The sequence below is a fragment of the Stutzerimonas chloritidismutans genome (genome assembly GCF_020783375.1).
In the GTDB taxonomy this organism is placed as follows: Bacteria; Pseudomonadota; Gammaproteobacteria; order Pseudomonadales; family Pseudomonadaceae; genus Stutzerimonas; species Stutzerimonas kunmingensis.
This window is the reverse complement of the sequence record NZ_CP086067.1, coordinates 3,870,062-3,894,889: the sequence shown is the minus strand read 5'-3', so window position 1 is coordinate 3,894,889 and position 24,828 is coordinate 3,870,062. Positions and strand designations below refer to the sequence as shown.

23 protein-coding genes are annotated in these 24,828 nt (G+C 64.5%); 9 read left to right on the top strand and 14 right to left on the bottom strand.

Annotation, left to right across the window (positions count from 1 at the left end):
- Window positions 1–17: 17 nt before the first annotated feature.
- Genes argB through coaBC form a run of 4 tightly spaced genes read right to left on the bottom strand, consistent with a single transcriptional unit; the run spans window position 18 to window position 5,216 of the window.
- Entirely contained in the window at window positions 18–920 is a 903-nt protein-coding gene (argB, locus tag LLJ08_RS18280) for an acetylglutamate kinase (protein ID WP_003295449.1), read from the bottom strand.
- Between the two features lie 15 nt (window positions 921–935).
- On the bottom strand, window positions 936–3,506 hold the full coding sequence (locus tag LLJ08_RS21045) for a phosphomannomutase/phosphoglucomutase (protein ID WP_336512818.1): 2,571 nt from the start codon (window positions 3,504–3,506) through the stop codon (window positions 936–938).
- Between the two features lie 44 nt (window positions 3,507–3,550).
- Entirely contained in the window at window positions 3,551–4,006 is a 456-nt protein-coding gene (gene dut, locus LLJ08_RS18270; protein ID WP_003283360.1) for a dUTP diphosphatase, read from the bottom strand.
- Window position 4,007: 1 nt separating this feature from the next.
- Entirely contained in the window at window positions 4,008–5,216 is a 1,209-nt protein-coding gene (gene coaBC / locus LLJ08_RS18265; RefSeq protein WP_042921752.1) for a bifunctional phosphopantothenoylcysteine decarboxylase/phosphopantothenate--cysteine ligase CoaBC, read from the bottom strand.
- 138 nt (window positions 5,217–5,354) lie between these two features.
- Between coaBC and radC the strand changes: the two genes are divergently transcribed.
- The gene (radC, locus tag LLJ08_RS18260) at window positions 5,355–6,029 is read left to right on the top strand and encodes a RadC family protein (RefSeq protein WP_228207626.1); all 675 of its coding nucleotides are present in this window, start codon (window positions 5,355–5,357) and stop codon (window positions 6,027–6,029) included.
- A gap of 3 nt (window positions 6,030–6,032) precedes the next feature.
- On the opposite strand, the gene LLJ08_RS18255 is transcribed toward radC, so the two are convergent.
- Both LLJ08_RS18255 and LLJ08_RS18250 read right to left on the bottom strand, forming a co-directional pair.
- Window positions 6,033–7,376, bottom strand: a complete 1,344-nt coding sequence (locus LLJ08_RS18255; protein ID WP_228207625.1) for a hypothetical protein — start codon at window positions 7,374–7,376, stop codon at window positions 6,033–6,035.
- Between the two features lie 3 nt (window positions 7,377–7,379).
- Window positions 7,380–7,823 (bottom strand): PaaI family thioesterase, encoded by a 444-nt coding sequence (locus LLJ08_RS18250; RefSeq protein ID WP_228207624.1) that lies wholly within the window; start codon window positions 7,821–7,823, stop codon window positions 7,380–7,382.
- A 119-nt stretch (window positions 7,824–7,942) separates the two neighbouring features.
- On the opposite strand from LLJ08_RS18250, the gene LLJ08_RS18245 reads away from it, so the two are divergent.
- From LLJ08_RS18245 to LLJ08_RS18235, 3 genes are all read left to right on the top strand, one after another.
- Complete coding sequence (locus LLJ08_RS18245) at window positions 7,943–9,466, top strand: 3-hydroxyacyl-CoA dehydrogenase (protein ID WP_228207623.1); 1,524 nt, start codon at window positions 7,943–7,945, stop codon at window positions 9,464–9,466.
- Between the two features lie 170 nt (window positions 9,467–9,636).
- Window positions 9,637–11,202: a methyl-accepting chemotaxis protein gene (locus LLJ08_RS18240; protein WP_228207622.1), complete on the top strand. Its 1,566-nt coding sequence runs from the start codon at window positions 9,637–9,639 to the stop codon at window positions 11,200–11,202.
- A 103-nt stretch (window positions 11,203–11,305) separates the two neighbouring features.
- Entirely contained in the window at window positions 11,306–11,830 is a 525-nt protein-coding gene (locus tag LLJ08_RS18235) for an Mpo1 family 2-hydroxy fatty acid dioxygenase (protein WP_228207621.1), read from the top strand.
- Window position 11,831: 1 nt separating this feature from the next.
- Here the strand turns inward: LLJ08_RS18235 and LLJ08_RS18230 are convergent, their stop codons facing one another.
- From LLJ08_RS18230 to LLJ08_RS18215, 4 genes are all read right to left on the bottom strand, one after another.
- The gene (locus LLJ08_RS18230; RefSeq protein WP_228207620.1) at window positions 11,832–12,575 is read right to left on the bottom strand and encodes a hypothetical protein; all 744 of its coding nucleotides are present in this window, start codon (window positions 12,573–12,575) and stop codon (window positions 11,832–11,834) included.
- Between the two features lie 314 nt (window positions 12,576–12,889).
- Window positions 12,890–14,437 (bottom strand): phospholipase D family protein, encoded by a 1,548-nt coding sequence (locus LLJ08_RS18225; protein WP_228207619.1) that lies wholly within the window; start codon window positions 14,435–14,437, stop codon window positions 12,890–12,892.
- Window positions 14,438–14,496: 59 nt separating this feature from the next.
- A complete protein-coding gene (locus LLJ08_RS18220; RefSeq protein WP_228207618.1) occupies window positions 14,497–15,807 on the bottom strand; it encodes an NAD(P)/FAD-dependent oxidoreductase in 1,311 nt (436 codons plus the stop codon).
- Window positions 15,808–15,934: 127 nt separating this feature from the next.
- A complete protein-coding gene (locus LLJ08_RS18215) occupies window positions 15,935–16,423 on the bottom strand; it encodes an Lrp/AsnC ligand binding domain-containing protein (RefSeq protein WP_003295466.1) in 489 nt (162 codons plus the stop codon).
- Between the two features lie 146 nt (window positions 16,424–16,569).
- On the opposite strand from LLJ08_RS18215, the gene dadA reads away from it, so the two are divergent.
- From dadA to LLJ08_RS18190, 5 genes are all read left to right on the top strand, one after another.
- Window positions 16,570–17,868, top strand: coding sequence for a D-amino acid dehydrogenase (dadA, locus tag LLJ08_RS18210; RefSeq protein ID WP_042927484.1), 1,299 nt, complete (start codon window positions 16,570–16,572; stop codon window positions 17,866–17,868).
- On the top strand, window positions 17,843–18,217 hold the full coding sequence (locus LLJ08_RS18205) for a RidA family protein (RefSeq protein WP_014821786.1): 375 nt from the start codon (window positions 17,843–17,845) through the stop codon (window positions 18,215–18,217). Before dadA ends, LLJ08_RS18205 begins: the two co-directional genes overlap by 26 nt.
- A gap of 119 nt (window positions 18,218–18,336) precedes the next feature.
- Window positions 18,337–18,885 (top strand): cupin domain-containing protein, encoded by a 549-nt coding sequence (locus tag LLJ08_RS18200; RefSeq protein WP_003297842.1) that lies wholly within the window; start codon window positions 18,337–18,339, stop codon window positions 18,883–18,885.
- 161 nt (window positions 18,886–19,046) lie between these two features.
- Window positions 19,047–19,472, top strand: coding sequence for a c-type cytochrome (locus LLJ08_RS18195; protein WP_014821785.1), 426 nt, complete (start codon window positions 19,047–19,049; stop codon window positions 19,470–19,472).
- A 135-nt stretch (window positions 19,473–19,607) separates the two neighbouring features.
- On the top strand, window positions 19,608–20,141 hold the full coding sequence (locus LLJ08_RS18190) for a cupin domain-containing protein (RefSeq protein WP_003297839.1): 534 nt from the start codon (window positions 19,608–19,610) through the stop codon (window positions 20,139–20,141).
- Window positions 20,142–20,184: 43 nt separating this feature from the next.
- On the opposite strand, the gene LLJ08_RS18185 is transcribed toward LLJ08_RS18190, so the two are convergent.
- From LLJ08_RS18185 to LLJ08_RS18170, 4 genes are all read right to left on the bottom strand, one after another.
- Window positions 20,185–20,757: a xanthine phosphoribosyltransferase gene (locus LLJ08_RS18185; RefSeq protein WP_003297838.1), complete on the bottom strand. Its 573-nt coding sequence runs from the start codon at window positions 20,755–20,757 to the stop codon at window positions 20,185–20,187.
- A 136-nt stretch (window positions 20,758–20,893) separates the two neighbouring features.
- Window positions 20,894–21,481 (bottom strand): 3-keto-disaccharide hydrolase, encoded by a 588-nt coding sequence (locus LLJ08_RS18180; RefSeq protein ID WP_003297837.1) that lies wholly within the window; start codon window positions 21,479–21,481, stop codon window positions 20,894–20,896.
- Window positions 21,482–21,491: 10 nt separating this feature from the next.
- Complete coding sequence (locus tag LLJ08_RS18175) at window positions 21,492–23,111, bottom strand: alpha-amylase family protein (RefSeq protein WP_228207617.1); 1,620 nt, start codon at window positions 23,109–23,111, stop codon at window positions 21,492–21,494.
- Between the two features lie 2 nt (window positions 23,112–23,113).
- Window positions 23,114–24,649 (bottom strand): alpha-amylase family glycosyl hydrolase, encoded by a 1,536-nt coding sequence (locus LLJ08_RS18170; protein ID WP_228207616.1) that lies wholly within the window; start codon window positions 24,647–24,649, stop codon window positions 23,114–23,116.
- Window positions 24,650–24,828 lie beyond the last annotated feature (179 nt).

Sequence of the window (24,828 nt, the reverse complement as noted above, 5' to 3'; positions counted from 1 at the left end):
TTTCTTTTGCGTCTGCTTCAACCCTGGCTGTTGGTGATCAGTGTGCCGACGCCGACATCGGTGAAGATCTCCAGCAACACCGCGTTGGGCACGCGACCGTCGATGATGTGGGCGCTGTTGACGCCACCTTGCACCGCTTCCAGCGCGCAACGGATCTTCGGCAGCATGCCGCCGTAGATGGTGCCGTCGGCGATCAGTGCGTCGACCTGGGCCGTGGACAGGCCGGTCAGCACGCTGCCCTGCTTGTCCATCAGGCCGGCAATGTTGGTCAGCAGCATGAGCTTCTCGGCCTTCAGCGCCTCGGCCACCTTACCGGCGACCAGGTCGGCGTTGATATTGTAGGACTCACCGTTCTCGCCCACGCCAATCGGCGCGATCACTGGGATGAAGTTGCCCTGCACCAGCATTTCCAGCAGCTCGGCATTGACGCCGGTGACTTCGCCGACATGGCCAATGTCGATGATTTCCGGCTTGGTCATCTCCGGTGTCTGGCGGGTCGCCTTGAGCTTCTTGGCGCGGATCAGGCCGGCGTCCTTGCCGGTCAGGCCAATGGCGCTGCCGCCATGCTGGTTGATCAGGCTGACGATGCTCTTGTTTACCTGCCCGCCGAGAACCATCTCCACCACGTCCATGGTCTGGCTGTCGGTGACCCGCATGCCGTCGATGAAGTGGCTTTCGATGTTCAGCCGCTTGAGCAGGTCGCCGATCTGCGGACCGCCACCGTGCACCACCACCGGATTGATGCCGACCGCCTTCATCAGCACGATGTCGCGCGCGAAGCCGGTTTTCAGCTCCTCGCTTTCCATCGCGTTGCCGCCGTACTTGATGACCAGCGTCTTGCCGACGAACCGGCGGATGTAGGGCAGCGCCTCGGAAAGTACCTTGGCGAATTGGGTGGCAGCTTCACGGCTGAGGGTCATGCAGGGCTCCGCAAATCAGAACGGCAGTTTGAGATCGGGTGCAACGTTGAGCAGCTGTGCGCGGAAAACGTCCTGAATGCGGCTGAGTTCTTCCTCGCTGTCGGCCTCGAAGCGCAGCACCAGAACCGGTGTGGTGTTCGAGGCGCGGATCAGGCCCCAGCCCTTGGGATAGTCGACCCGTACACCGTCGAGGGTGATCAGGTTGGCTTCGCCCCACTGAGCGTCACGTTGCAGGGCGTCCATGATGGTGAATTTGCTTTCCTCTGTCACCGTGATGTTGATCTCCGGTGTCGAGATATCGCAGGGGAACGCGGCGAACACCTGCTCGGCGTCACGCTTGTCCTGGCTGAGGATTTCCAGCAGGCGCGCGGCGCTGTAGATGCCGTCGTCGAAGCCGAACCAGCGTTCCTTGAAGAAGATGTGCCCGCTCATTTCGCCAGCGAGCAGCGCGCCGGACTCCTTCATCTTCTTCTTGATCAGCGAATGGCCGGTCTTCCACATCACCGGCCGGCCGCCGTAACCGCTGATCAGCGGAGTGAGGCGACGGGTGCATTTGACGTCGAAGATGATGTCGGCGCCGGGATTGCGCGATACCACATCCTTGGCGAACAGCATCAGCAGGCGGTCGGCATAGATCATGGTGCCGACATTGGTCACCACGCCGACGCGGTCGCCGTCGCCGTCGAAAGCCAGACCGAGATCGGCCTTCTCCGACTTCACCTTGGCGATCAGGTCGACCAGGTTCTCGGGCTTGCCCGGGTCCGGATGGTGGTTGGGGAAGTTGCCGTCGACCTCGCAGTACAGCGGGACTACGGTGCAGCCCAGCGCTTCGATCATGCGCGGGGCGATGACGCCGGCGACGCCGTTGCCGCAGTCGACCACCACCTTCATCGGCTTGGCCATGGCGATGTCATTGCGAATCTGCTCGAAGTAGCGTTCCAGTACATCGACCTGCTCGACCTTGCCCACGCCGCTGGACAGGTCGTTGGTCTCGATGCGCTTGCGCAGGGTCTGGATCTGTTCGTTGGCCAGGGTGTCGCCAGCGATGACGATCTTGAAGCCGTTGTAGTCCGGCGGATTGTGGCTGCCGGTGAGCATCACGCCGGACTTGCCGGCGAGAATGTTGGCGGCGTAATAGAGTACCGGCGTCGGCACCATGCCGATATCGCTGACGTCGCAGCCGCTGTCGAGCAGACCTTGAATGAGATGCTGGACCAGTTCGGGACCGGACAGGCGCCCGTCGCGGCCAACCGAAACGTTGGGTTCACCCTTGGCGAGGCTCTCGGACCCGATGGCGCGGCCGACCCAGTAGGCGGTCTCGGTAGTCAGGCTGTCGCCGACAACGCCACGGATGTCGTAGGCGCGGAAGATACTGGCGGGCAAATTCGGGGCTTTGGCACTGCTCATTGCGGGTTCTCGCTCCTTGGTGTCGAGGCCGAAGATGTCCTGGTCCTCGTCGAGAATATCGATGTCGAGAATATCGGTGTCCGGCAAGCGCGGATCGACGTACTCGGTAGGTTTGGCGGGCCGAACGGCTGGAGCCGCGGCGGGTGCCTGAGTCGGAGCCGGTCCAGCTTGGCGGACAGGCAGTCGGGCCATGTTCCTGGCCAGTGCGTCGAGGACCGGCAGGCTCAAGGCCGGTATTTGGATGGTCTTGCCGGTGGAGAGTTCCTGTAGCAGGCGGCTCATCTGCAACACGTCTTCGCGCAGCCTGCGCTGCTGGCCGCCGAGCACCAGCTGCAGACCGATCAGCATGCCGGCAATCGCCATCAGGGCGGCCGCGAGCAGGAGCAGCGGCATGAGGGTCAGCTGATCGATGGCACCGGGCAGGTAGGCCAGCTTCCAGTTGGCGTTGCCACTGGCGAGGGTCAGTGCCGAAGCATTGTCGGCCGCGGTGCCGCGCTGCAGCAGCACCTGTTCGGGGGCGCCGGAGAACTGCTGGGTCAGCCGCAGCTGGCCGGCTTCGTCGGGCAGCGCCGGGAGTGTCGCGAACAGGTGCTGGAGATCGCTGACAAGCAGCAGCGTGCCGCGAATCGCCTGCTCACCCTCGGCGCGCAGCGGAATCGCACTGTAGAGCAGCCAGCGGTTGTCGACCTTGTAGGCTTCCGGAGCGGCCGGCTGGCCTGCTTCGACCCGCTGTAGCAGATCAAGCGCAGCGAAGTTCAGCGGGCCCGGGCGGCTGGTGTCCGGCACCACCCGGCCGCGTGGATTGAGGTGCGCGTCGACCACGCCGGGCAACTCCAGCAGGCGCTGTTCGGCTTCGCGTCTGAGCTCGGTGTCAGCACGGACGACGTCCACCAGGCGTTGCTGCTCCACCGCTGTCTGGGTATCGGCACGCAGCCGCCGCAGCGCCTGCTGCAATGCGCTTGCCTGGCTCTGGCTCCAGGCCTCGGCGAGTTGTGTCTGTTGCTGCTGCTGAGCGCCCTGCTGACCGAGCCAGATCAGCGCGGCGGCGGCGCCGAGCCCGATCAGGCTGGCTGCGAGGCCACCGAGCAATGGCTTGAGGGTGAAACCGCCGCGCTTGCTGCGGGTGTCGGTCGGGTTCAGAACGCCTGAATCCTTGGCGGTGCGCTTGAAGAGTGCCATGAAGCTCCTCGAATCATCCTGAAAGGTAAGCGGTGCGCGGTGACTCAGTGGCTGCCGGAGTGCCCGAAGCCGCCAGCGCCGCGGTCGCTGCTGTCGAAACTGTCGACCAGTTCGAAGCGGGCCTGTACCACCGGTACCAGCATCAGCTGCGCAATACGCTCGCCGACGGCGATGGTGAAGGCGCTCTGGCCGCGGTTCCAGCAGGACACCATCAGCTCGCCCTGGTAGTCCGAGTCGATCAGCCCGACCAGGTTGCCGAGCACGATACCGTGCTTATGGCCCAGGCCCGAACGCGGCAGGATCAGCGCCGCAAGTCCCGGGTCGCCGATGTGGATGGCAATGCCAGTGGGAATCAGCAGCGTCTGGCCCGGCTCGAGCACCGTGTCGCTCTGCAGCATGGCGCGCAGGTCGAGGCCGGCAGAGCCCGGTGTCGCATATTCGGGAAGGGGGAAGTCCTGGCCGAGGCGAGGGTCGAGAATCTTGGCTTGGAGTGCGTGCATGTCAGGACTCTTTGTAGCGGTCGGCGATGAAGGCCACCAGCGCGCGGGCGATATGTCCCTTGCTGGCCTGGCCGAAACGGGTTTCGTGTTGCTGGCGGTCGATCACGCTGACGGCGTTGTCTTCGCTGTTGAAGCCGATGCTGGGGTTGGCCACGTCATTGGCGACGATCAGATCGAGATTTTTGTCGCGCAGCTTGCGAGTGGCGTACTCCAGCAGATTCTCGGTTTCTGCGGCGAAACCGACGCAGAACGGACGGTCAGTGCGGCTGGCCAGCGTGGCGAGGATGTCCGGGTTGCGCACCATCTGCAGCAGCAGGCCGTCGCCGGTCGTGGGGTCTTTCTTCAGTTTGTGTGGTGCCACCACTTCCGGGCGGTAGTCGGCTACCGCCGCAGCGGCAACAAGAATGTCGCAGGGCATCGCCGCTTCGCACGCGGCGAGCATGTCGCGGGCGCTGACCACGTCGATGCGCTGCACGCGATCGGGCGTCGGCAGGAACACCGGGCCGGTCACCAGCGTCACTCGCGCACCGGCCTCGGCGGCCGCCTCGGCCAAGGCGAAGCCCATCTTGCCGGAGCTGTGGTTGGTGATGTAGCGAACCGGGTCGATGTTTTCCTGGGTTGGACCTGCAGTGATCAGCAGGTGCTTGCCCGTCAGCAGGCCGGTCGCGAAGCAGTCCGCGGCGGCCTGGGCGAGTTCGTCGGCCTCGAGCATGCGGCCCATGCCGACGTCGCCGCAGGCCTGGCTGCCGGAACCGGGGCCGAACAGACGAATGCCGCGTTCGAGCAGCAGTTCGCGATTGGCCTGTGTGGCGGGGTCGGCCCACATGGCCTGGTTCATGGCTGGTGCCAGGGCGACCGGGGCATTGGTCGCCAGCACCACGGTGGTCAGCAGATCATTGGCGACGCCTTGCGCCAGGCGGGCCATGAGGTCGGCGGTGGCCGGCGCGATCAACACCAGGTCGGCCCAGCGCGCCAGTTCGATGTGACCCATCGCCGCTTCGGCGGCGGGGTCGAGCAGATCCAGATGAACCGGGTGGCCGGAGAGCGCCTGCAGGGTAAGAGGCGTGATGAACTCACGTCCGCCCTGGGTCATAACAACCCGGACTTCGGCACCGTGGTCGCGCAGGCGACGGACCAGTTCGGCGCTCTTGTAAGCGGCAATACCGCCGCCGACGCCCAGGACGATGCGTTTACGATACAGCCGCTGCATAGGCCTGCCTTGTAATCTCGTAGGGACTCTCCGGAGTGAGAACCAGGTCAGAACACGCCCGATACCCCGGAAAAATGACGGGCTAAGATAGCACAGCGCCCACAGCGGAAAAGTGGGCTTGCTCGACAGGGAGAAGACATGAGCATACGTGACTGGCCGGCGGCGGAGCGGCCGCGGGAAAAGCTACTCGAACAGGGCGCTGCCGCGCTTTCCGATGCCGAATTGCTGGCGATATTCCTGCGCACCGGGGTCGCCGGCAAAAGCGCGGTGGATCTGGCCCGACACCTGCTCGCCGAGTTCGGCAGCCTGCGCGCGCTGCTGGAGGCGGAGCTTGATCAGTTCAGCGCGCACCTGGGTCTGGGACCGGCGAAATTTGCCCAGCTGCAGGCTGTGCTGGAGATGGCCCGCCGGCATCTGGCCGAGCGGCTGCGCCGCGATTCGGCACTGGAGTCGCCGCAGGCGGTGCGAGACTTCCTCAAGGCGCGGCTGCGGCATGAGCCGCACGAACTGTTCGGCTGCCTGTTTCTCGACTCCAAGCATCGCGTGCTGGCCTTCGAGGTGTTGTTCCACGGCACCATCGATGGCGCCAGCGTCTACCCGCGGCAAGTGGTTAAACGTGCCCTTGCGCAGAATGCGGCGGCGGTCATCCTCACGCACAACCATCCATCGGGCGTGGCCGAGCCGAGCCAGGCGGATCGTCAGCTGACCCTGAGGCTGAAAGAAGCGCTGGCGCTGATCGATGTGCGGGTGCTCGATCACTTCATCGTCGGTGACGGCGAGCCCCTGTCGATGGCCGAATACGGCTGGATGTGAGCGCTACGCCAGCAGCGGCACCAGCAGCAGTGGGCCGAGCACCAACAGCACGAAACGGCCGTTCCAACCGAAGGCGATGCGCCACGGCGATAATTGCGCGTGGCGCGCCAGCATCAGTGCCGAGGGGCCATAGGGCGACAGCAGCATGGCCAGCGAAAAGCCGATCAGCAGCGCCACTGCCGGCTGCATGATCGCCACGCCGTGTCCGGCCAGCTGCGCGAGCAGTGCGGCGCACAGGCTCAGGGAGATGATTGGCGCGACACCGAGCAGGGCCAGGGCGATGATCGCCAGCATGCCGGCACTGCCAAGACCGAACAGCGCCAGCGGCGTGCTGCTGAAGTGGCTGGCGAGTCGTTCGACCGGGATCAGCACTGCCGTAAGTCCGCCAAGCAGTGCCGAGCAGGCGAAGATAAAGGTTTCGTTGCGCATGCCGGCCAGGGTGTCGCGTACTTCGGCATAGGCGGTTGTCGGCGATCCACCCTGATACAGCAGCAGCCCGACCACCGCGAGCGGCACCAGCAGCATGGCGGCCTGGGTCGCCGACAGTGGGGTCAGGCTGGCCAGCAGCGCGATCAGCAGGATGCCGAGCAAGCTGCCGTACAGCAGGTTGCGCAGCCCCTTTGCCGACCCGGTAGGGCTCGAGTCACTTGCCGGGGCAGCGGTCTCCCGCAACTGCCGCAGACGATGGTTTTCCATCGGCCAGCCCACCAAAAGCAGGATTGCCCCGCAGACCAAGCCGAATGGCAGCAGGGCGCTCCAGCTCAGTCCCGGCAACTCGCGGGTGAGGATCGCCACCGCCACGCTGGTCGGTGCCAGCAAGGGCACCAGGGCGAAGCCGCGCAGGGCTGTCACCATCACGCCCCTGGCGCCCTCGCGGCGCTGGCTCGGGCTATGCGACTGCCGATCCAGATAACGTTCCAGTGAACCGCAGACCAGATTGAGCATGCCGAAACTCAGCACCGAGCTGATCGCAAAGGTGCTGAACAGGTAGCTTGGATAGAGGCTGGTACGGGGTAGCCGCAGTAAGAGCCGATGCAGCTCGCCGAGCTGCGGCATCCGCTTGACCGCGCAATGGGCAAGCCCGAGCGCGCCGATGAACGCGCCGTAGTAGGCCGCGGCGCCGAGCATCCGCTGGGTCTGCTGCCAGTCGGGGTCACGGAACAGTGCCCAGTAGGCGAACAGCCCCAGCGTGACCAGCCCGAGCCGGCGCGGATAGGGCATCAGCGAGCGCCAGTGCCAGGCGAAGAAAAGCACCAGCAGCGCACCACTGATCACGCTCGGCAACCGCAGGCGCGTTACCAGCGCGAATAGCTCGCAGACGAGCGCCAGCGGGAGCAGGGCAAGCATCGCTCAGGGCAGCTCGCTGCGCAGCTTGCCGCGCTTGTATACGCCTTCGCCGAAGGCCAGCAAGTGGTCCTTTTCGTCCAGCAGGTCGCAGCTGGCCATGAACACCTTGTGCCCCGCGGAGCGGCAGACAGCGACAGCACGGATGCGGCTGCCGGCTGGTGCCGGTGCGCTGAAGTTGACGTTCATCGACAACGTGGTCGCCACGCGACGCTGTTCCGGCTGTTCGACCCAGGTTCCGCAGAGGCCCATCGCCACGTCCAGCAGGGTTGCCGTGACGCCGCCGTGCAGGTTGCTGGCGTTGTTCAGGTGACGCGGCAACAACAGCAGTTCGACCACCGCGCGCTCCGGGCCGTACTCCTTGAGCTGGCAACCGAGGTCCTGGAAGAACCCGGTCAACGAGCTTTCGACCTGTTGCAGTGTGGCGGCTGGATAGGGCTGATCGGACATGAGCGAGCGGGTTCGGCGGCTGACTTGCGCTGGAGATTGGCAGTCTTTACGCTCATGGTCAATTCGATGGAATCTTGTTCCGCACTGCGGAATATCGCATTGCTCGTTAGGAGGTTTGCATGTTTGAGCGTATCGGCATCGTCGGCGCGGGCGCCATGGGCCGCGGGATCGCGCAGTTGTTCGCCAGCGCCGGCAAGCAGGTCTGGTTGCACGATGCACGCAGCGCGTCGATCAGCGAGGCGCTGCGCTTCAACCGCGAGCTGCTAGGACGCGGCGTGGCCAAGGGGCGGCTGAGCGTCGCCGAACTGGACGCCACGCTGGCCCGAATGCAGGCGGCGCCTGCGCTGGCCGATCTGTCCGGCTGCGATCTGGTGATCGAGGCGATTGTCGAGAATCTCGAGGCCAAGCAGGCGTTGTTCATCGAGCTGGAGTCCTTGCTCGCCGAGGACACGGTGCTGGCGACCAACACCTCATCGCTTTCCGTCACACGCATCGCTGCTGCCTGCCAGCACCCAGCGCGGGTGGCGGGTTTTCACTTCTTCAATCCGGTGCCGTTGATGAAGCTGGTGGAAGTGGTGCGCGGTGAGCGCAGCGATCCGCAGGTCATCGAGCGGCTGGTCAAACTGGCCGAAGAGGCTGGGCATTTTCCGGCAATCACGCCGGATACTCCCGGCTTTCTGGTCAACCACGCCGGTCGCGCCTACAGCACCGAGGCGCAGCGCATCCTTGCCGAGGGTATCGCCGATGCCGAGCAGATCGACCGCATCCTGCGCGACGGCCCGGGCTTTCGCATGGGGCCGTTCGAGCTGTTCGATCTCACCGGGCTGGATATTTCCCATGCGGTGATGGAGTCGGTGTATCAGCAGTTCTATCAGGACCCGCGCTATACACCGTCCTACCAGGCGGCGCAGCGGGTCGCCGCGGGGTTGCTCGGACGCAAGACCGGACAGGGTTACTACCGCTACGAGAACGGCCAGCAGATCCGCACGCCGGAGCCGCAATGGCGGCCGATAGTCGCCGAGCGCCCGTTCTGGCTGGACAGTCAGGATGCCGAGCTGCGTGGCCGGCTGGCGGCGTTGTTGTGCGGGGCTGGTACCCAGCTGGAAACCGGTGAGGCGCCGTCTGAGCGCGCCATCTGCCTGATCACCCCGCTGGGCGAGGATGCCAGCACGATGATCGCCAGGCTTGATCTGCCCGCCACCCGCAGTATCGCCTTCGACCTGTTCGCCGACTTCGATCGGCGCCGGGTACTGATGCGCCAACCGGCGCTCGACCCCGCGCTCGAAGCACAGGCGCAACAGGCCCTGAGTCACGATGGCGTGCCGGTGGAGGTGATCAACGACTCGCCCGGTTTCGTCAGTCAGCGGGTGGTGGCGAGCATCGTCAATCTCGGTTGCGAGATCGCGCAGAAGGGCATTGCCGACCCGCAGATACTCGACCGCGCAATCACCCTGGCGCTGGGCTATCCGAAAGGGCCGCTGGGCTTTGCCGAGCATTACGGTGCGGGACGAATTCTCGCCATCCTTGAGGCGATGCAGGGTTGCTATGGCGGCGAGGCACGTTATCGCCCCAGTCCCTGGCTGCGCCGGCGCGTGCGGTTGTGCCTGCCGCTGACCGCGCCTGATCGTCCGGTCGCCGGCTGACGACCGACGGTTACTCGAGATGAGGTGGATCGCTTCAGTTTGTGCGGCGGCGGCCGTTAAGACTGGGGTGAGCCTCCGATGACGGCACGTTGCTACTAAGGCACTACTGTTCTTTATTGGAGGGTATGCGTACAACGTCGGATCGATCCGACAAGAACAAGAGGCCGACCATGAGCCCCGCCAACCGCCACCCCAAGGCCGCCGTGTTCCATGCCGTGCTGATCATCGGTCTGCTGCTTGTGCATTACTGGCTGACACCGCCCCTGCTTGTGACCGGTGCGCTGCTGATGGTGGCGGCGCTTTGGCCCTGGTTCACCTCGTGGGGTGTGGTGGCCGGCGGCGCCCCGCCTGCCGACGGGGCGCCGCAGAGCTTCGCCGAGCTGACCAAGAATCTCTCGCGCAGTACCTGCCACAACGCCCTGTCTGCTGCCCAGGTCGCCTTCAGCGCCGAGCAGCTGGCCATCCGCTTGAAGTCGCAGCTGCAGGCTGTCAGCGAAATTGCCAATGGTGCCCAGGCTATCGCCGCCACCGAGCAGGACAGCGCGGAGCGGGCCCGCCACACACTGGATGCCGCGCAAGCGGTGCGCGAGCGCAGCGATACCGGGCAAGCCGAACTGCAGCGCGCCATCGAACGCATGCAGCAACTGAGTGCTCAGACCCACGCCAGCCGCGAGCTGATTGACGGGCTTTCGGCGCGGACGGAGGAAATCCGCCGCATTACCGACGTGATCCAGTCCATCGCCAGCCAGACCAACCTGCTGGCTCTCAACGCAGCCATCGAGGCCGCCCGTGCCGGTGAGGCCGGTCGCGGCTTTGCCGTGGTCGCCGACGAAGTACGCAGTCTGGCGGCGCGCACCTCCAGCGCTACCGAGGAGGTCGGTCGCATGGTGGCCGACATCCGCGAGCAAAGCGAAGCAGTGGTCAGCTATATCCAGCGCCAGGGCAACGAGCTGGACGCCGCCGCCGAGCAGATCGCCACCACCGGTGAGCAGCTCAGCGGCATCGCCGAACTGGCCGGCAGCGTCGAAAGCCAGGTCGAGCAGATCACCACCGGCACCGCCGACAACCATCAGCGTCTGACCGGGCAGTTCGTCGCCCTCGATCAGCTGCGTACCGATGCCCTGGAGAGCGAGGAGCAGACCCGCCAGCTCGAGCTGGCGGCGGAACGCCTGGTGGCCCAGGCCGAAAGCGCCAGCGAGCAACTGGCCGAGGTCCAGCTCGACGATTATCACCAGACCATGTTCGACCTGGCGCGTCAGGGGGCTGCGGCCATCAGCGCGCGTTTCGAGGCTGATATCCAGGCCGGACGCGTCAGTCTCGATGACCTGTTCGACCGCAATTACCGGGCGCAGGCCAATACCGATCCGGTGAAGTATCAGACCCGCTTCGACCGCTATGCTGACGAGGTCTTGCCGGCGATTCAGGAGCCGGTGCTGCAGAAGCATGCCGCATTGGTCTACGCCATCGCCACGACGCCGGAGGGCTACGTGCCGACCCACAACCGCGCGTTCAGCCAGCCGCCGGTGGGCAACCCGGAGATCGATCGGGTCAAGAGCCGTAGCAAGCGCCTGTTCAACGACCGCACCGGCGGGCGCTGCGGCAGTCATCAGCGCCGCCTGCTGTTGCAGACCTACAGTCGCGATACCGGCGAGCTGATGCACGACCTGTCCGTGCCGATCATGGTCGGTGGGCGTCACTGGGGTGGTCTGCGGCTGGGCTATCGCCCCGAGCAATAGCCCGGCAACCACCGATGTTGGCGCGATCGCCCTGTGTCCGGCGGCGCTCCAGTCGCTGCGACCGACTAAGCTTGGTGAGACGCGACTTCCGGAGATGCCGCCAATGAAGACCCTCACCGATCATTTGGCACAGTACGCGGCCTATCATCGCGATCCACGCAACCTCCTGACCCATTTCATCGGCATTCCGCTGATCGTGCTGGCGGTGGCGATCCTCCTGTCGCGGCCGGGCATCGAATGGGCCGGGTTGTGGCTAAGCCCGGCGGTACTGGTGTCGCTCGCCGCTGCGGTTTTCTACCTTCGTCTGGATCTGCGTTACGGCTTGCTGATGAGCGCCGTGCTGCTGCTCTGCGTATGGCTGGGCGCAGTTCTGGCCGGCACAACGATGGCGCTGTGGCTGGGCGTTGGCGCGGGATTGTTCGTGCTCGGCTGGATCATCCAGTTCATCGGGCACTACTTCGAGGGTCGCAAGCCGGCGTTCGTCGACGATCTCACCGGGCTGATCATCGGGCCTTTGTTCGTCGCTGCCGAGCTTGGTTTCATGCTCGGTCTGCGCGAGCCGCTGCGCCTCGCCATCGAGGCGCGGGTCGGTCCTGTGCGTCTGCGCGACTCAGCCGCCCACGGCTGAGTCAGGGCTTCGCCGCCATCCACTGATCGCTGAGGCTGCGCGCATGGCGGTCGACCATGATTGGCGCGAACGGCCGGCCTGAGGCGGTGGTGAAGTTGTTGCTGCCGCTGTTCATGTCTTCCAGCGCCACCTTGAGGAAATCCCAGCGGGTCTTGAGTTTGGCCAGCGCGGGATCGCGCTTGCCATCCAGTTCGGCCAGCTGAGCGTCGATCGCCGGCACCAGATGGCGCTCGTCCTGCCCGAGATAGGTGTCCGGCTGTTCGCGAGCGATCTCGAACGAGCCGATGTAGGCACGGCTGAGGTATTGAACGGCCAGGTATTCAACCTTGGCTGGCAGTTCGGCCTGAGCGTCCGCCCCTTGCTGAGCGCGAACGGCGGTGAGGAAGTCGCGCAGTGCCTTGCTCATCTCCAGCGGCCAGCCCCAGGGCATGTCGTCCTCTTCGTAGCCGAAGCCGGCGCCTTCGCGCAGCCGAGCCTGAAGCGCCTGGTGACTTTCGCGCAGGGCGCTGGTGGGATTGGCGACATTGAACAGGGCTGCATTCAGCGCGCGGATGTCGTCTTCCAGACGCAACAGGTGCGCCTTCTGAAAGCCTTCGCCGCGGTAGAGCAGCAGGCTGCTGGTCGCGCGATTGGCGTGGATCTGCAAGTTCTGCAGCGCAGAGCTGGTTTCGGGCGGGGCCGCCTCGGTAAAGCCGGGCAGCATTACGAGTATCAGTAATAGCCAGAAGCGAGTTAAACGGTCCATTGTCGTGCTCCTTTTTATTTTTATAGAAGCTATGCGTGCATGGCAGCAGCACGCTGGAGCCTAACGGACTGCTGGCCGAGTGGTATCACCCCAAAGAATGATTTGTGACGGCTTGTAGCCAAACGGACGACATCGTGCGGCAGCTTGTTGCGAACCTAGTGGCCTGTGCGGTGAGTTGGTTGAGGCAAGTTCGGCTGAACATGGCTCCGGGACAAGGCGCTGCGGCGGGTCATAGCGGGCCTATGGCAAGGAGCAGTAACGCGGTATTGGGCCATGGGTGCCGAAATGACCAACCGAACTTACCAAACAGGCCACTAAAGCATCTTCTCCAGGCCGATGACGTCGGCGAACCAGGCGTTGAAGCGTCGCCAGAGCCCGCCTGGCTCCTTTTCGATGGTGCGCAGACGGCCGCCATCCTCGGCGATCCACGTGAGCTGCTTGCGGCCGTCGCGCTCCACCAGGCGAACTTCGTAGCTCAGTGCCGGCGACATACCCTCCAGCGTGAGGCGGTGGACCTCGCGGGCCAGTTCGTGGCTTTCCACCAGAATCCCCACCTCGGTGTTCCACAGCACCGAGCGCGGATCGAGATTCAGCGAGCCGATGAAAACCTTCTGCTGGTCGAATACCGCTGCCTTGCTATGCAGGCTGGATTCCGACTCGCCGAGAAAACTGTAAGAGCCTTCCTGCTCCGGCTGCCGGCGCAGTTCGAACAGGCGCACGCCGAGTTCCAGCATGGCCTCGCGGTAGGGCGCATAGCCGCCATGCACGGCCGGCACGTCAGTGGCCTCCAGTGAGTTGGTGAGGATGCGCACGGTCACGCCCGCGCCGGTGCGATCCGCCAGGTAGTCAACGCCGCTATCGGTCGGCACGAAGTAGGCCGAAACCAGTGTCAGTTCGCTGCTCACGGCCTGCATGGTCGGTGCAAGTTGCGTGGTCAGCAGCAGCGATGCCGCCGGTACGCCTTCGGCGAGCAGTTTTTCCGGCGCGTCCCACATCGCCCTGCCCGGTGCCCAGACCAGTTCGTCCAGCCACTGCTGCAATTGCGGGCGCTGCTTGTACTGCATCAGGCGCTGGTACTGCTCGCTGTTTTCCTGTTTGGCCTGCTGCAGATAGTCGCTCAGCTGCTGGCGCGCCTTGTCCAGCTGGCGCGGTTTCGGTTGCCACCAGAGAAAATGCTGGATAGGCACGCTCAGCTGGTTGTTCCAGTAGCGGTCGAAACTCTTGCCGAGCTGCTCGGCGACCGGGCCGGCGCCAAGCAGATCAATGTCGGTGAAGTTCATCGCCTGGTCGGCCTCGAAGTACTCGTCGCCGAGGTTGCGTCCGCCGACGACGGCCAGGCTGCCATCGACCAGCATCAGCTTGTTGTGCATGCGTCGATGCTGCAGCGAAAGGTGCAATAGGCGTCCCATGGATCGGGTGATGGCGTTGCTGCGACCGAGGTGAAGCGGGTTGAAGACGCGGATCTGAATGTTGGGGTGCGCGGCCAGAGTACCGATGCGATAGTCCTCGCCATGGCTGGTGGTGTCATCCAGCAGCAGCCGCACGCGCACGCCGCGGTCGGCGGCTTGCAGCACTTCGTCGATCAGCGCACGTGTGGTGAGGCCGTCATGGACGATGTAGTACTGGATATCGAGGCTGACCTGCGCCGCGCGGATCATCTCGGTGCGTGCGGCGAAGGCTTCGGTGCTCTCCGGTAGCAGGCGAAAACCCGAGTGGCCGTACGCGTGCTCGGTGGCGAGCTGCTGGATGCGCCGGCCAAGCGGCGACGCGTCCGGTGCCACGGAATAGGACTCGGTTGGCGTGGGGTGGCTGGCACAACCGGCCAGCAGCAGTAGCAGCAGGAGCGTCAGGTAAGTGCGCAAGGTTTCTCCGGGTATGCATCCTTTCATTCATGCTTGGACGTTGCGCTTCGTCCGAAAATTCAGAATCGGTCCTTCAGTCGATACCAGAGCATGCCCAACGCCAGCAGTGGCGAGCGCAGTGCCGGTCCGCCGGGGAAGGTCGGATGCGGCACTTTGGCGAACAGATCGAAGCCGCTGCTTTGCTGGCCGGCAATGGCTTCGGCAAGCAGGCGACCGGCCAGGTGCGTGGCATTCAGCCCGTGGCCGGAATAGGCCTGGGCGTAGAACACGTTGGGATGTTCGGCCAGGCGACCGATCTGCGGCAGCCGGTTGGCGCCGATGCCGATCATCCCGCCCCACTGATAGTCGATGCCGATGCCGACCAGCTGCGGAAATACCTCGAGCATCTTCGGCTGCATATAGGCGGCGATGTCCTGTGGGTCACGGCCGGAATAGTGACAGGCGCCGCCGAACAGCAGACGGCCATCGGCGCTGAGACGGAAGTAATCGAGCGCCACGCGCTGATCGCAGACCGCCATGTTCTGCGGCAACAGCTCGCGGCAGAGCGGCTCAGGCAGGCGCTCGGTGGCGATGATGTAGCTGCCGGCCGGCAGCACCTTGCCGGCGAGCTTCGGTTGCAGGCCGTTGAGGTAGGCATTGCAGGCCAGCACCAGGTTGTCCGCGTGCACCACGCCCTGAGCCGTATGCACCTTGACCTGCGGGTCGTACTCGATGCGCTCGACTGCCGACTGCTCGAACAGCCGCACGCCCAGCGACTGCGCCGCCGCCGCCTCGCCGAGTGCCAGATTCAGCGGGTGCAGGTGGCCCGAGCCCATGTCCAGCAGGCCGCCGAGGTAACGCTGCGAGCCCACCACCGTGACCAGGTTGGGACGTGACACGCGCTGCAGTGGGTGCGGATAGCCGAGGCGCAGCAGGTCGGAATACTCCTCGTCGAAGCCTTTCAGATGCCGTGGCTTGGTCGCCAGGTCGCAATAGCCCCAGGTCAGGTCGCAGTCGATGGCGTAGCGCTCGATGCGCTGGCGGACGATATCGACGGCTTCGAAGCCCATGCGCTTGAGTTCATCGACGCCTTCTGCGCCAATGATCTTGCTGAACTGCTCGACGTCATGGCCGACGCCGCGGATCAATTGCCCGCCGTTGCGCCCGCTGGCGCCCCAGCCGATTTGGTGCGCTTCCAGCAGGATGACGCTGAGGCCCCGCTCGGCCAGTTCGATGGCTGTGTTGAGGCCGGAGAACCCACCGCCGACAACGCAGACGTCGGCCCGCTGTTCGCCCTGCAGCGGCTCGAAGGCCAGTTCGCGATTGACGCTTGCGGCATAGTAGGAGGGTGCATGTACGGCGCCGTTCGGCGCGGATGCGCGGTGATTCATCAAGGTGTCATGAGAGGTCTGCATGCGCCTAGGGTAGACCGGAGCGAGGCCGCGGAGCAAAGCCAGGCATGACCAGCGGTGCCTCGCAGGCTGCCCGACGAGGCCGCAGAACTGGCCGTCATCGGCTCTAGTCCGGGACTGGCAGGTCGAGGGATTCCTTGATCTCTTCCATCACGATATAGCTCTTCGATTCGCGCACGTGGGGCAGCTTCAGCAGGATGTCGCCGAGCAATTTTCGGTAGGAGGCCATCTCCGAAATCCGCGCCTTGACCAGGTAATCGAAGTCGCCGGACACCAGGTGGCATTCGAGCACGTGGGGCAGCTTGAGCACGGCGCGGCGGAACTCCTCGAAGATGTCGCCGGACTTGTACGCCAGGCTGATCTCGACGAATACCAGTAGCCCCGCCTTCAGATGCTGTGGGTTCAGCCGCGCCGAGTAGCCCATGATGATGCCTTCGCGCTCCAGGCGCCGGACGCGCTCGGTGCAGGGCGTGGTCGACAGGCCGACGCGCTCGCCCAGCTCGGTGAAGGGCAGGCGCCCTTCGGCTTGGAGGATGCGCAGGATGTGGCGGTCGATCTTGTCCAGTTCGCGACGTGTCTGGTGCCGGGTTCTCAAGGGATATACCCTCCAAATAAAGCGCCGATGGCGTGAATAATGGCCAAAGATAGCTTTTTATATGGTGAATAACACTGCTTGAGCATTTTTATACTCCGTTTCAATAGTGATCCGGAAAAGCCCGTTCGAGCGGGTGGGAGGCTGCAATGCGTGTACTGGTATTGGGTAGCGGCGTGGTCGGCACTGCCAGCGCCTATTATCTGGCGCGGGCCGGTTTCGAAGTGGTGGTGGTCGACCGGCAGCCGGCGGTGGCGATGGAGACCAGCTTCGCCAATGCCGGGCAGGTCTCGCCCGGCTATGCCTCGCCGTGGGCGGCACCTGGCGTCCCGCTGAAGGCGATGAAGTGGCTGTTGCAGCGCCATGCGCCGCTGGCGATCAAGCTTACCGGTGACGTCGACCAGTACCTGTGGATGTCGCAGATGCTGCGCAACTGCACGGCGGCCCGCTACGCGGTAAACAAGGAGCGCATGGTGCGCCTGTCCGAGTACAGCCGTGACTGCCTCGATGAGCTGCGCGCGGAAACCGGGATCGCCTATGAAGGTCGTCAGCTCGGCACCACGCAGCTGTTCCGCACCCAGGCGCAGCTTGATGCCGCCGCCAAGGACATCGCTGTGCTGCAGCGCTCCGGGGTGCCCTACGAGCTGCTCGATCGCGCCGGCATTGCACGGGTAGAGCCGGCTCTGGCGAAGGTTTCGCACAAGCTCAGCGGTGCGCTGCGGCTGCCCAATGACCAGACCGGCGACTGCCAGATGTTCACCTCGCGCCTGGCGGAAATGGCCGTGGCGCTGGGTGTCGAGTTCCGCTTCGAACAGAATATTCAACGCCTCGACTACGCCGGCGACCGGCTGGCCGGTGTGTGGATCGACGGCAAGCTGGAGACGGCCGATCGCTACGTGCTGGCGCTCGGCAGCTACAGCCCGCAGATGCTCAAACCGCTGGGGATTCGTGCACCGGTCTACCCGCTCAAGGGCTATTCGCTGACCGTACCGATCAGCGATCCGACGATGGCACCGCAGTCGACCGTGCTCGATGAAACCTACAAGGTCGCCATCACCCGCTTCGATCAGCGCATCCGTGTCGGTGGCATGGCGGAGATCGCCGGGCACGATCTGTCGCTCAACCCGCGCCGGCGGGAAACCCTGGAAATGGTGGTGGGCGACCTCTATCCGCAGGGCGGCGATCCGTCTGACGCGGTATTCTGGACCGGCCTGCGACCGGCCACGCCAGATGGAACACCGATCATCGGCGCGACACCCTATCGCAACCTGTTCCTCAATACCGGCCATGGCACCCTTGGTTGGACCATGGCGTGCGGCTCCGGCCGTGTGCTCGCTGACCTGCTGGCGTCCAAGCGTCCGCAGATCAGCACCGAGGGGCTGGATATCTTCCGTTACGGCAAGCACAAGGAGACCCGTAAACATGCCCATCCGGCGGCTGCACACTGAAACCCGCTATAGCGAAGCGGTGATCCACAACGGCGCGGTGTATCTCTCCGGGCAACTGGCCGATGACCTGACCGGTGATATCCGCGAGCAGACCCGCGAAACGCTGTCGAGCATCGAGCGCTTGCTGGACGAGGCGGGTACCAGCAAGACGCGCCTGCTTTCGGCAACCATTCACCTGAAGGACATCGCCGCCGATTACACCGGTATGAACGAGGTGTGGGATGCATGGATCACACCGGGCACGGCGCCGGCACGGACCACTGTTCAGGCCCTGATGTATTCGCCGGATGTGCGGGTCGAGATCACCGTCGTCGCTGCCATGCCGGATCTCGCCGGCCCGGTCCTCTGACTGTTTGGGAGAGCCGCGCGTGCCGGGCGACGGCTCGTCCAGAGCCAGTGTTGTAAATTCTGAACGCCATTGCCATGATAGCCCCCTCTTCGCATCGCTCTTGAAAGGGGGCTCCCGTATTGGACGTTGGCGTTCGACTGCAAACCATCCGCAAGCTCAAGGGTCTGTCCCAGCGTGAACTCGCCAAGCGTGCCGGCGTTACCAACAGCACCATTTCCATGATCGAAAAGAACAGCGTCAGCCCCTCGATCAGTTCGCTGAAGAAGGTGCTGAGTGGGATTCCCATGTCGCTGGTGGAGTTCTTTTCCCCCGACTTCGAGCAGGACAGCGACACCCAGGTGGTCTACAAGGCCGGCGAGTTGATCGATATATCCGACGGCGCGGTGAGCATGAAACTGGTGGGCAAGGCGCATCCGGGACGAGCCATCGCCTTTCTCGACGAGACCTATCCGCCGGGCTCCGACACCGGAATGGACATGCTCTCGCACCAGGGCGAGGAGGCGGGGATGCTGGTCGAAGGCCGTCTGGAGCTGACGGTGAACGGTCAGGTGTACGTGCTGGAGAGCGGCGATAGCTACTACTTCGAGAGCAGCAAGCCGCATCGTTTCCGTAATCCGTACGACGCGCCGGCACGGTTGATCAGCGCGACGACGCCGGCGAACTTTTAACCGCATCGGTCTTGATTCATCCGAAAGTTGCGATGCGACAAAGCGTCGCGGAGAAACGCCGGGCCTTTCGTATTGTTTCAGCCGGCATGGCTTGCCGTTATACTGACCGCCGCTCGCGATACCGTGGCCGCGGGCGTGTCTAGCCACAATGAGGGTGTAAGGTGAACCTGATTAAGAAGATCCTGGTAGCACAGACTGCCGTATTGGCCCTGTGGGCAATGAGCGCTCAGGCTGCGACCGACGAAGCAATCGCCGAGCGCCTCAAGCCGGTGGGCGAAGTATGTATTCAAGGTGAAGAGTGCGCAGCCGCTGGTGCCGGCGCTGCCGCAGCCGCCGGTGGTGCCGCCCGTAGCGGTTCCGACGTGTACGGCAAGTTCTGCACTGCCTGCCACGGCTCCGGCCTGCTGAATGCGCCGAAGACCGGTGACAGTGCAGCCTGGACGGCCCGTGCCGATGCTGCCGGTGGTCTGGACGGCCTGCTCAAGCACGCCATCAGCGGTATCAATGCCATGCCGCCGAAGGGCACCTGTGGCGACTGCTCCGATGACGAGCTGAAGGCCGCCATCCAGCACATGTCCGGCCTCTGATCGAGCGCCAGGCGTCACCAGCAAAGCCGCCTCCGGGCGGCTTTGTCGTTTCTGCGGTGAGCAAAGCAGGCAGCTCTCGAGTCGAATTCGATACGGCCTACCGGTCGGATTCCCGTGACGACAGAGGAGCCCCGCATGCCCAGTTCCGCACCACAACCCGAACAGCTGCACCTGGCCAGTGACGGGCGCACGCCCAACAGCCCGCATCCGGTGCTGATCTACCGCCAGCTGCCATTGGCCGGGACAAGCCCCGCGGAAGCCTTCGAGCGACTGTTCGACAGCCATCTGTGGCCGTCTGCCTGGCGTGGGACGGTTTACGACTACCATCACTACCATTCCACCGCCCACGAAGCGCTCGGCGTGGCCAGCGGCTGGGCGCGGGTCATGTTGGGTGGCGATAACGGTCAGGAGGTCGAGCTGAAGGCGGGCGACGCGCTGGTGCTACCGGCCGGGACGGGGCATTGCGCGCTCGAGGCCAGCACAGATTTTCAGGTGGTGGCGGGTTATCCGGTCGGCCAGCAGTACGACATGCAGCGGCCTGACGCGGCCACCCATGATCAGGCGCGTGAGCGAATTGCCCAAGTCGGCGTGCCCATCAGCGATCCGCTGGCAGGCACGCAGGGTGCGCTGGTGGCGCTATGGCGCGCAGAGGCGCCGCCGGCCGGTTGAGCCGGGTTCAGCTTTTGAGCTGCGCCCGGACTATGAACTGCACTCAGTCAATGAACTGAACCTGGCCATCAGCCAGCGAGGCGACACGGGCCAGGGACTCGACGCGGTAACCGGCTTCTTCCAGCTCCTGACGACCGGCCTGGAAGGCCTTTTCGATGACGATGCCAAGGCCGGCGATGCTCGCGCCGGCCTGGTTGATGATCGAGATCAGGCCCTTGGCGGCTTTGCCGTTGGCGAGGAAGTCGTCGATGATCAGCACGCGGTCGTTCGAGGACAGGTGCTGGGTGGACACGGCGATGGTGCTTTCCACCTGCTTGGTGAACGAATAGACCGTGGCGGTTAGCAGGTTGTCCTGCAGCGTCAGCGACTGGTGCTTGCGGGCGAAGATCACCGGCACGCCCAGCTCCAGGCCGGCCATGACGGCCGGCGCAATGCCGGAGGCTTCGATGGTGACGATCTTGGTGACGCCGGCATCGCGGAACAGACGGGCGAATTCCTGCCCGATGGCCTGCATCAGCACGGGATCGATCTGGTGGTTGAGGAACGCGTCGACCTTGAGTACCCGGTCGGAAAGCACGATGCCCTGACTGCGAATCTTATCTTTCAGCTGTTCCACGAACGCTACCTCAAGCGTGGGCGGCCGCGGCTTGCCTGACGCTTGGCGCCGGAGCGCTTCTGCCGTCACTGCGTTTCGCAGCCTGGAAAAGCCGCGCATTCTCGCTCAATTCGGCGTGCCGATCCAAGGCCGACGTTCAGCCCAGCGCTTCGATCGACAGGCGGCGAAAGCGCACCGCCTCGCCGTGGTGCTGCAGGACGATATGCCCGGCTGGCGCCTTGGCGAACAGCGGCTTGTCGGCGAATTTGCTGGACTCGATCAGCGTGTGCAGGGCCGGGTCGTCCAGGCGATAACTCAGCACCATACGATTGCCCAGCCAGTGCTCGACCGTGCCCTGGCGCACGACAAGCGCTGCGTGCATGAAGCTGCCGGGTTCGATCCGGGTTTCCTGTTCGGGCGCGAGCAGGCCATACAGGGCACCGTTGCGGGTGGTTGGTTCTTCGCCGTCGGGGTGAACGGCATCATCCAGCAGCTGCATTTCCGGCCCGCTGTGCCAGGCGAGGCCGGCGCTTTCGTCGACGCGGTAGAAGACCCCGGAATTGCCGCCCACCGGTAGGGCGAACTCGAACTGCAGGATGAAATCGCCATAGCGCTCGCGCGAGACCAGGTCGACCCGGGGGGCGCCGACAATGGCACACAGCTGTTCATCGTCGTCGCGGTACCAGCTTTCGTCGGGAAAGGTTGCGCCATGCCAGGCGTGCCATTGTGCTGCGTCGAGATTCATCAGCCGCTCCTCATCCGAACAGTTGCTGCTTGCGCCGCAACCAGCGATAGCCGTAGGGCCCGAGGCGAATCCTCAGCGGCGAACCTTCCGGCTGCCCGTAATCGCAGTCGGCGAGCACATCGACCATGTCCTGAAGGTCGTCCGCGGTGATCTCGACGGTGGTTTCCTTGTCGGCAAGATTGACCAGCATCAGCACCGTCGAGCCGTTGTCGTGGCGGATGGCAAAGACGGCGGGGTCGTTCACCTCGACCGTTGTGCGCTTGCCGATGCCGATCTCGCGCAGGCCTATGCGCGTGCGGATCATGTTGCCGGTGCGCGCCATCAGCGAGTCGCTGCGCAGGGTTTGTGCGAACACGTTGATCTTCTCGTACGAGAACGGGCCTTCGTCGATCACCGGTGCGGCCAGTTCACCTTTGGTGCAGGAAAAGCCGGCGTTGGGTTCGTTGGACCACTGCATGGGCGTGCGTACGGCCAGTCGCTCGGGGCGGTCGAGGTCATCGCCCATGCCGATTTCCTCGCCGTAGCGGATGATCGGCGTGCCGGGCAGCGAGAACAGCAACGCATGAGTGGCCGCGATGCGTCGCTCGTCGCCGTCGAGCATCGGCGCGAGCCGCCGGCGAATGCCGCGATCGTAGGCGCGCATGTTCTCGTCAGGGGCGAAGGTGTCCATCACTTCCTTGCGCTCATCCTCTTCCAGCCGGTCGAGGCTCAGCTCGTCGTGGTTGCGGATCCATAGCGCGTATTGCGAATGGCTGGGCGGCAGCGGCTGGCTGTTCAGTGCGCGCACCAGCGGCTCGGCCTGCTGCCGTGCCAGGGCCAGGAACAGGTGGTTGTTGGTCCAGAAATCCAGCAGCAGGGTGACGCGGTCCGCTTCGTCGCCGAAGTATTCGACGTATTTTTCCGGATCAGTGTCGATCTCGCCGAGCAGTACAGTCTCGGGCCGGCGCATGGTGACGAAGTCGCGCATGTGCTCGAGCAGCCAGTAGCCCTTCTCCAGTTCACCGCCGCCGGCCTGGCGCACCATGTGTACCGCGGCGTCGATGCGGAAACCGGAAACACCCAGACGCAGCCAGAACGACATGATCCGCTCGATCTCGTGGATGACCTTCGGGTTGGTCAGGTCAAGATCCGGCTCGTGCTTGTAGAACAGATGGCGGTAGTACTGGCCGGCTTCCTCGTCCCAGGTCCAGATGCTGTCCTCGACCGTCGGGAAGATCGGCTCCATGAAATCGTCCGGCTCGTCGGCCCAAATGTAGTAGTCGCGATAGGGCGACTCGCGGTCACGGCGCGCCTCCTGAAACCACTTGTGCTGGATGGACGTGTGCTGCACTACCAGCTCGATGATGACGTGCAGGCCCAGCTCTTCGGCCTTTTCCAGCAGCGCCACGATGTCGGCCAGATCACCGAAGCGTTTGTCCACCTGCAGATGGTCAGTGATGTCGTAGCCAGCGTCGTCGAATGGCGATTGATAGAACGGCATCAGCCATACGGCCGTGCAGCCGAGGCCGCGAATGTAGTCGAGGCGCTCGGTGATGCCGCGCAGATCGCCGCAGCCGTCTCCATTACTGTCACGAAACAGGGTGGGATCGATCTGATAGATCGCCGCGTTGCGGTACCAGAGTGGACGCATGCTCAGTTCTCCGTTGGGCGCAGCACGACGGCCTGCCCTGGGTTAAGGGTGCCGTTGTAGGGAGCGCCTTCACCGACGCCGTCACTGGCGATCTCGACCTGCCATTCTCCGGCCTGCGGGTGTGCGTGGGGCTGGTCGGAGAAGTTGATGCAGACCAGACGGCAGTTATCGCCGTGCTGCCTGCGATAGGCCAGTACCTCGGGGTGCGAGGCCAACTCTTCGAAATCGCCGTGGTGCAGCGCCGGGCTGGCTTTGCGCGCGGCGAGCAGGCGCTGGTAGAGCGCGAATATCGAATTCGCTGCGCCGGTCTGCCGTTCCGCAGCCAGTTCAGCGGCATCAGGCGGGAAGGGTAGCCAGGGTGTCGCGCCGTCCCAGCCATGGGGCGGCTCGGCCCGCCAGGGAATCGGGGCCCGGCAACCGTCACGGCCGCCCGGATCGGTTCGGGTTTCGGCGGTAATAACCGCGTCTTCCAGCCCCAATTCCTCACCCTGATAGATGAAAGGCGTACCGCGCAGCGTCAGCAGCATTACCGCAGCCGCCCGTGAGGCGCGCTCGGAGCCCTGATAACGGCTGCGCTGGCGCACGTTGTCGTGATTGGACAACACCCACGTCGGCCAGGCACCGGCCGGCTGCAGCCAGTGCTCGACCTCGCGGATGCAGGTACGAAATAGCACCGGGTCCCAGGGCGCATCCAGCGGGTTGAAGTTGAAGGCAAGATGCAACTCGTCGCCGGCGCCGTAGTACTGCAGCACCCGTTCGGTGGAGCGGATGTTCACCTCACCCACCAGCATGCGGTCGCCAGGATAGCTGTCGACCAGCTTGCGTAGGCCGCGCAGCACTTCGTGGCTGTAAGGCTGATCGTTGAAGTCGGACAGCGGTTGGCCAGCCTGGCAGCGCGGGTCGTCGGCAAAGCTCGGGTCCTTGCCGGTGCAGTGGATGACGTCGATGCGAAAGCCGTCCACGCCGCGGTCGAGCCAGAAGCGCAGCACGTCGTGCATCGCCTCGACCACCTCGGGGTTGCGCCAGTTGAGGTCCGGCTGCTTGGCCAGGAACAGGTGCAGGTAGTATTGCTGGGTGTGCTCGTCCCAGGTCCAGGCGCTGCCGGCGCCCAGCGCGGCGCGCCAGTTGTTCGGCTGGTCGCGCCAGACATACCAGTCGCGCTTGGGGTTGTCTCGCGAACTGCGCGACTCGACGAACCAGGGATGCTCATCCGAGGTGTGATTGGGCACGAAATCCAGCAGCACGCGGATATTGCGGGCATGGGCTTCGGCGATCAGCCGGTCGATATCGGCCAGCGAGCCGAACAGCGGATCGATATCGCAATAGTCGCTGATGTCGTAGCCGGCATCGGCCATGGGTGAGCGGAAGATCGGCGACAACCACAGCGCATCGACGCCCAGCTGTTGCAGATGATCGAGATGGCGCAGCACGCCATTGAGGTCACCGATGCCGTCTCCGTTGCCGTCGGCAAAGGATCGCGGGTAGATCTGATAAACGGTCGCGCCCTTCCACCACGGTGTCTGGGTTGTCTCGCTCATGCCTCACACCCCCTGATTCGTCTCAGGTCGCGGCCGATCCCGCACGGCCGCTCTGTCAGGTTTACGACTGGCCAACGGCACATGGGTTCGCCGGTTAATTGATCCTGGTCGGTCCGCGATGAACGCAAGGGTGGATACTCCGCCTAAGCTAACGACAGACTTTCAACCCCTCCGAGGAG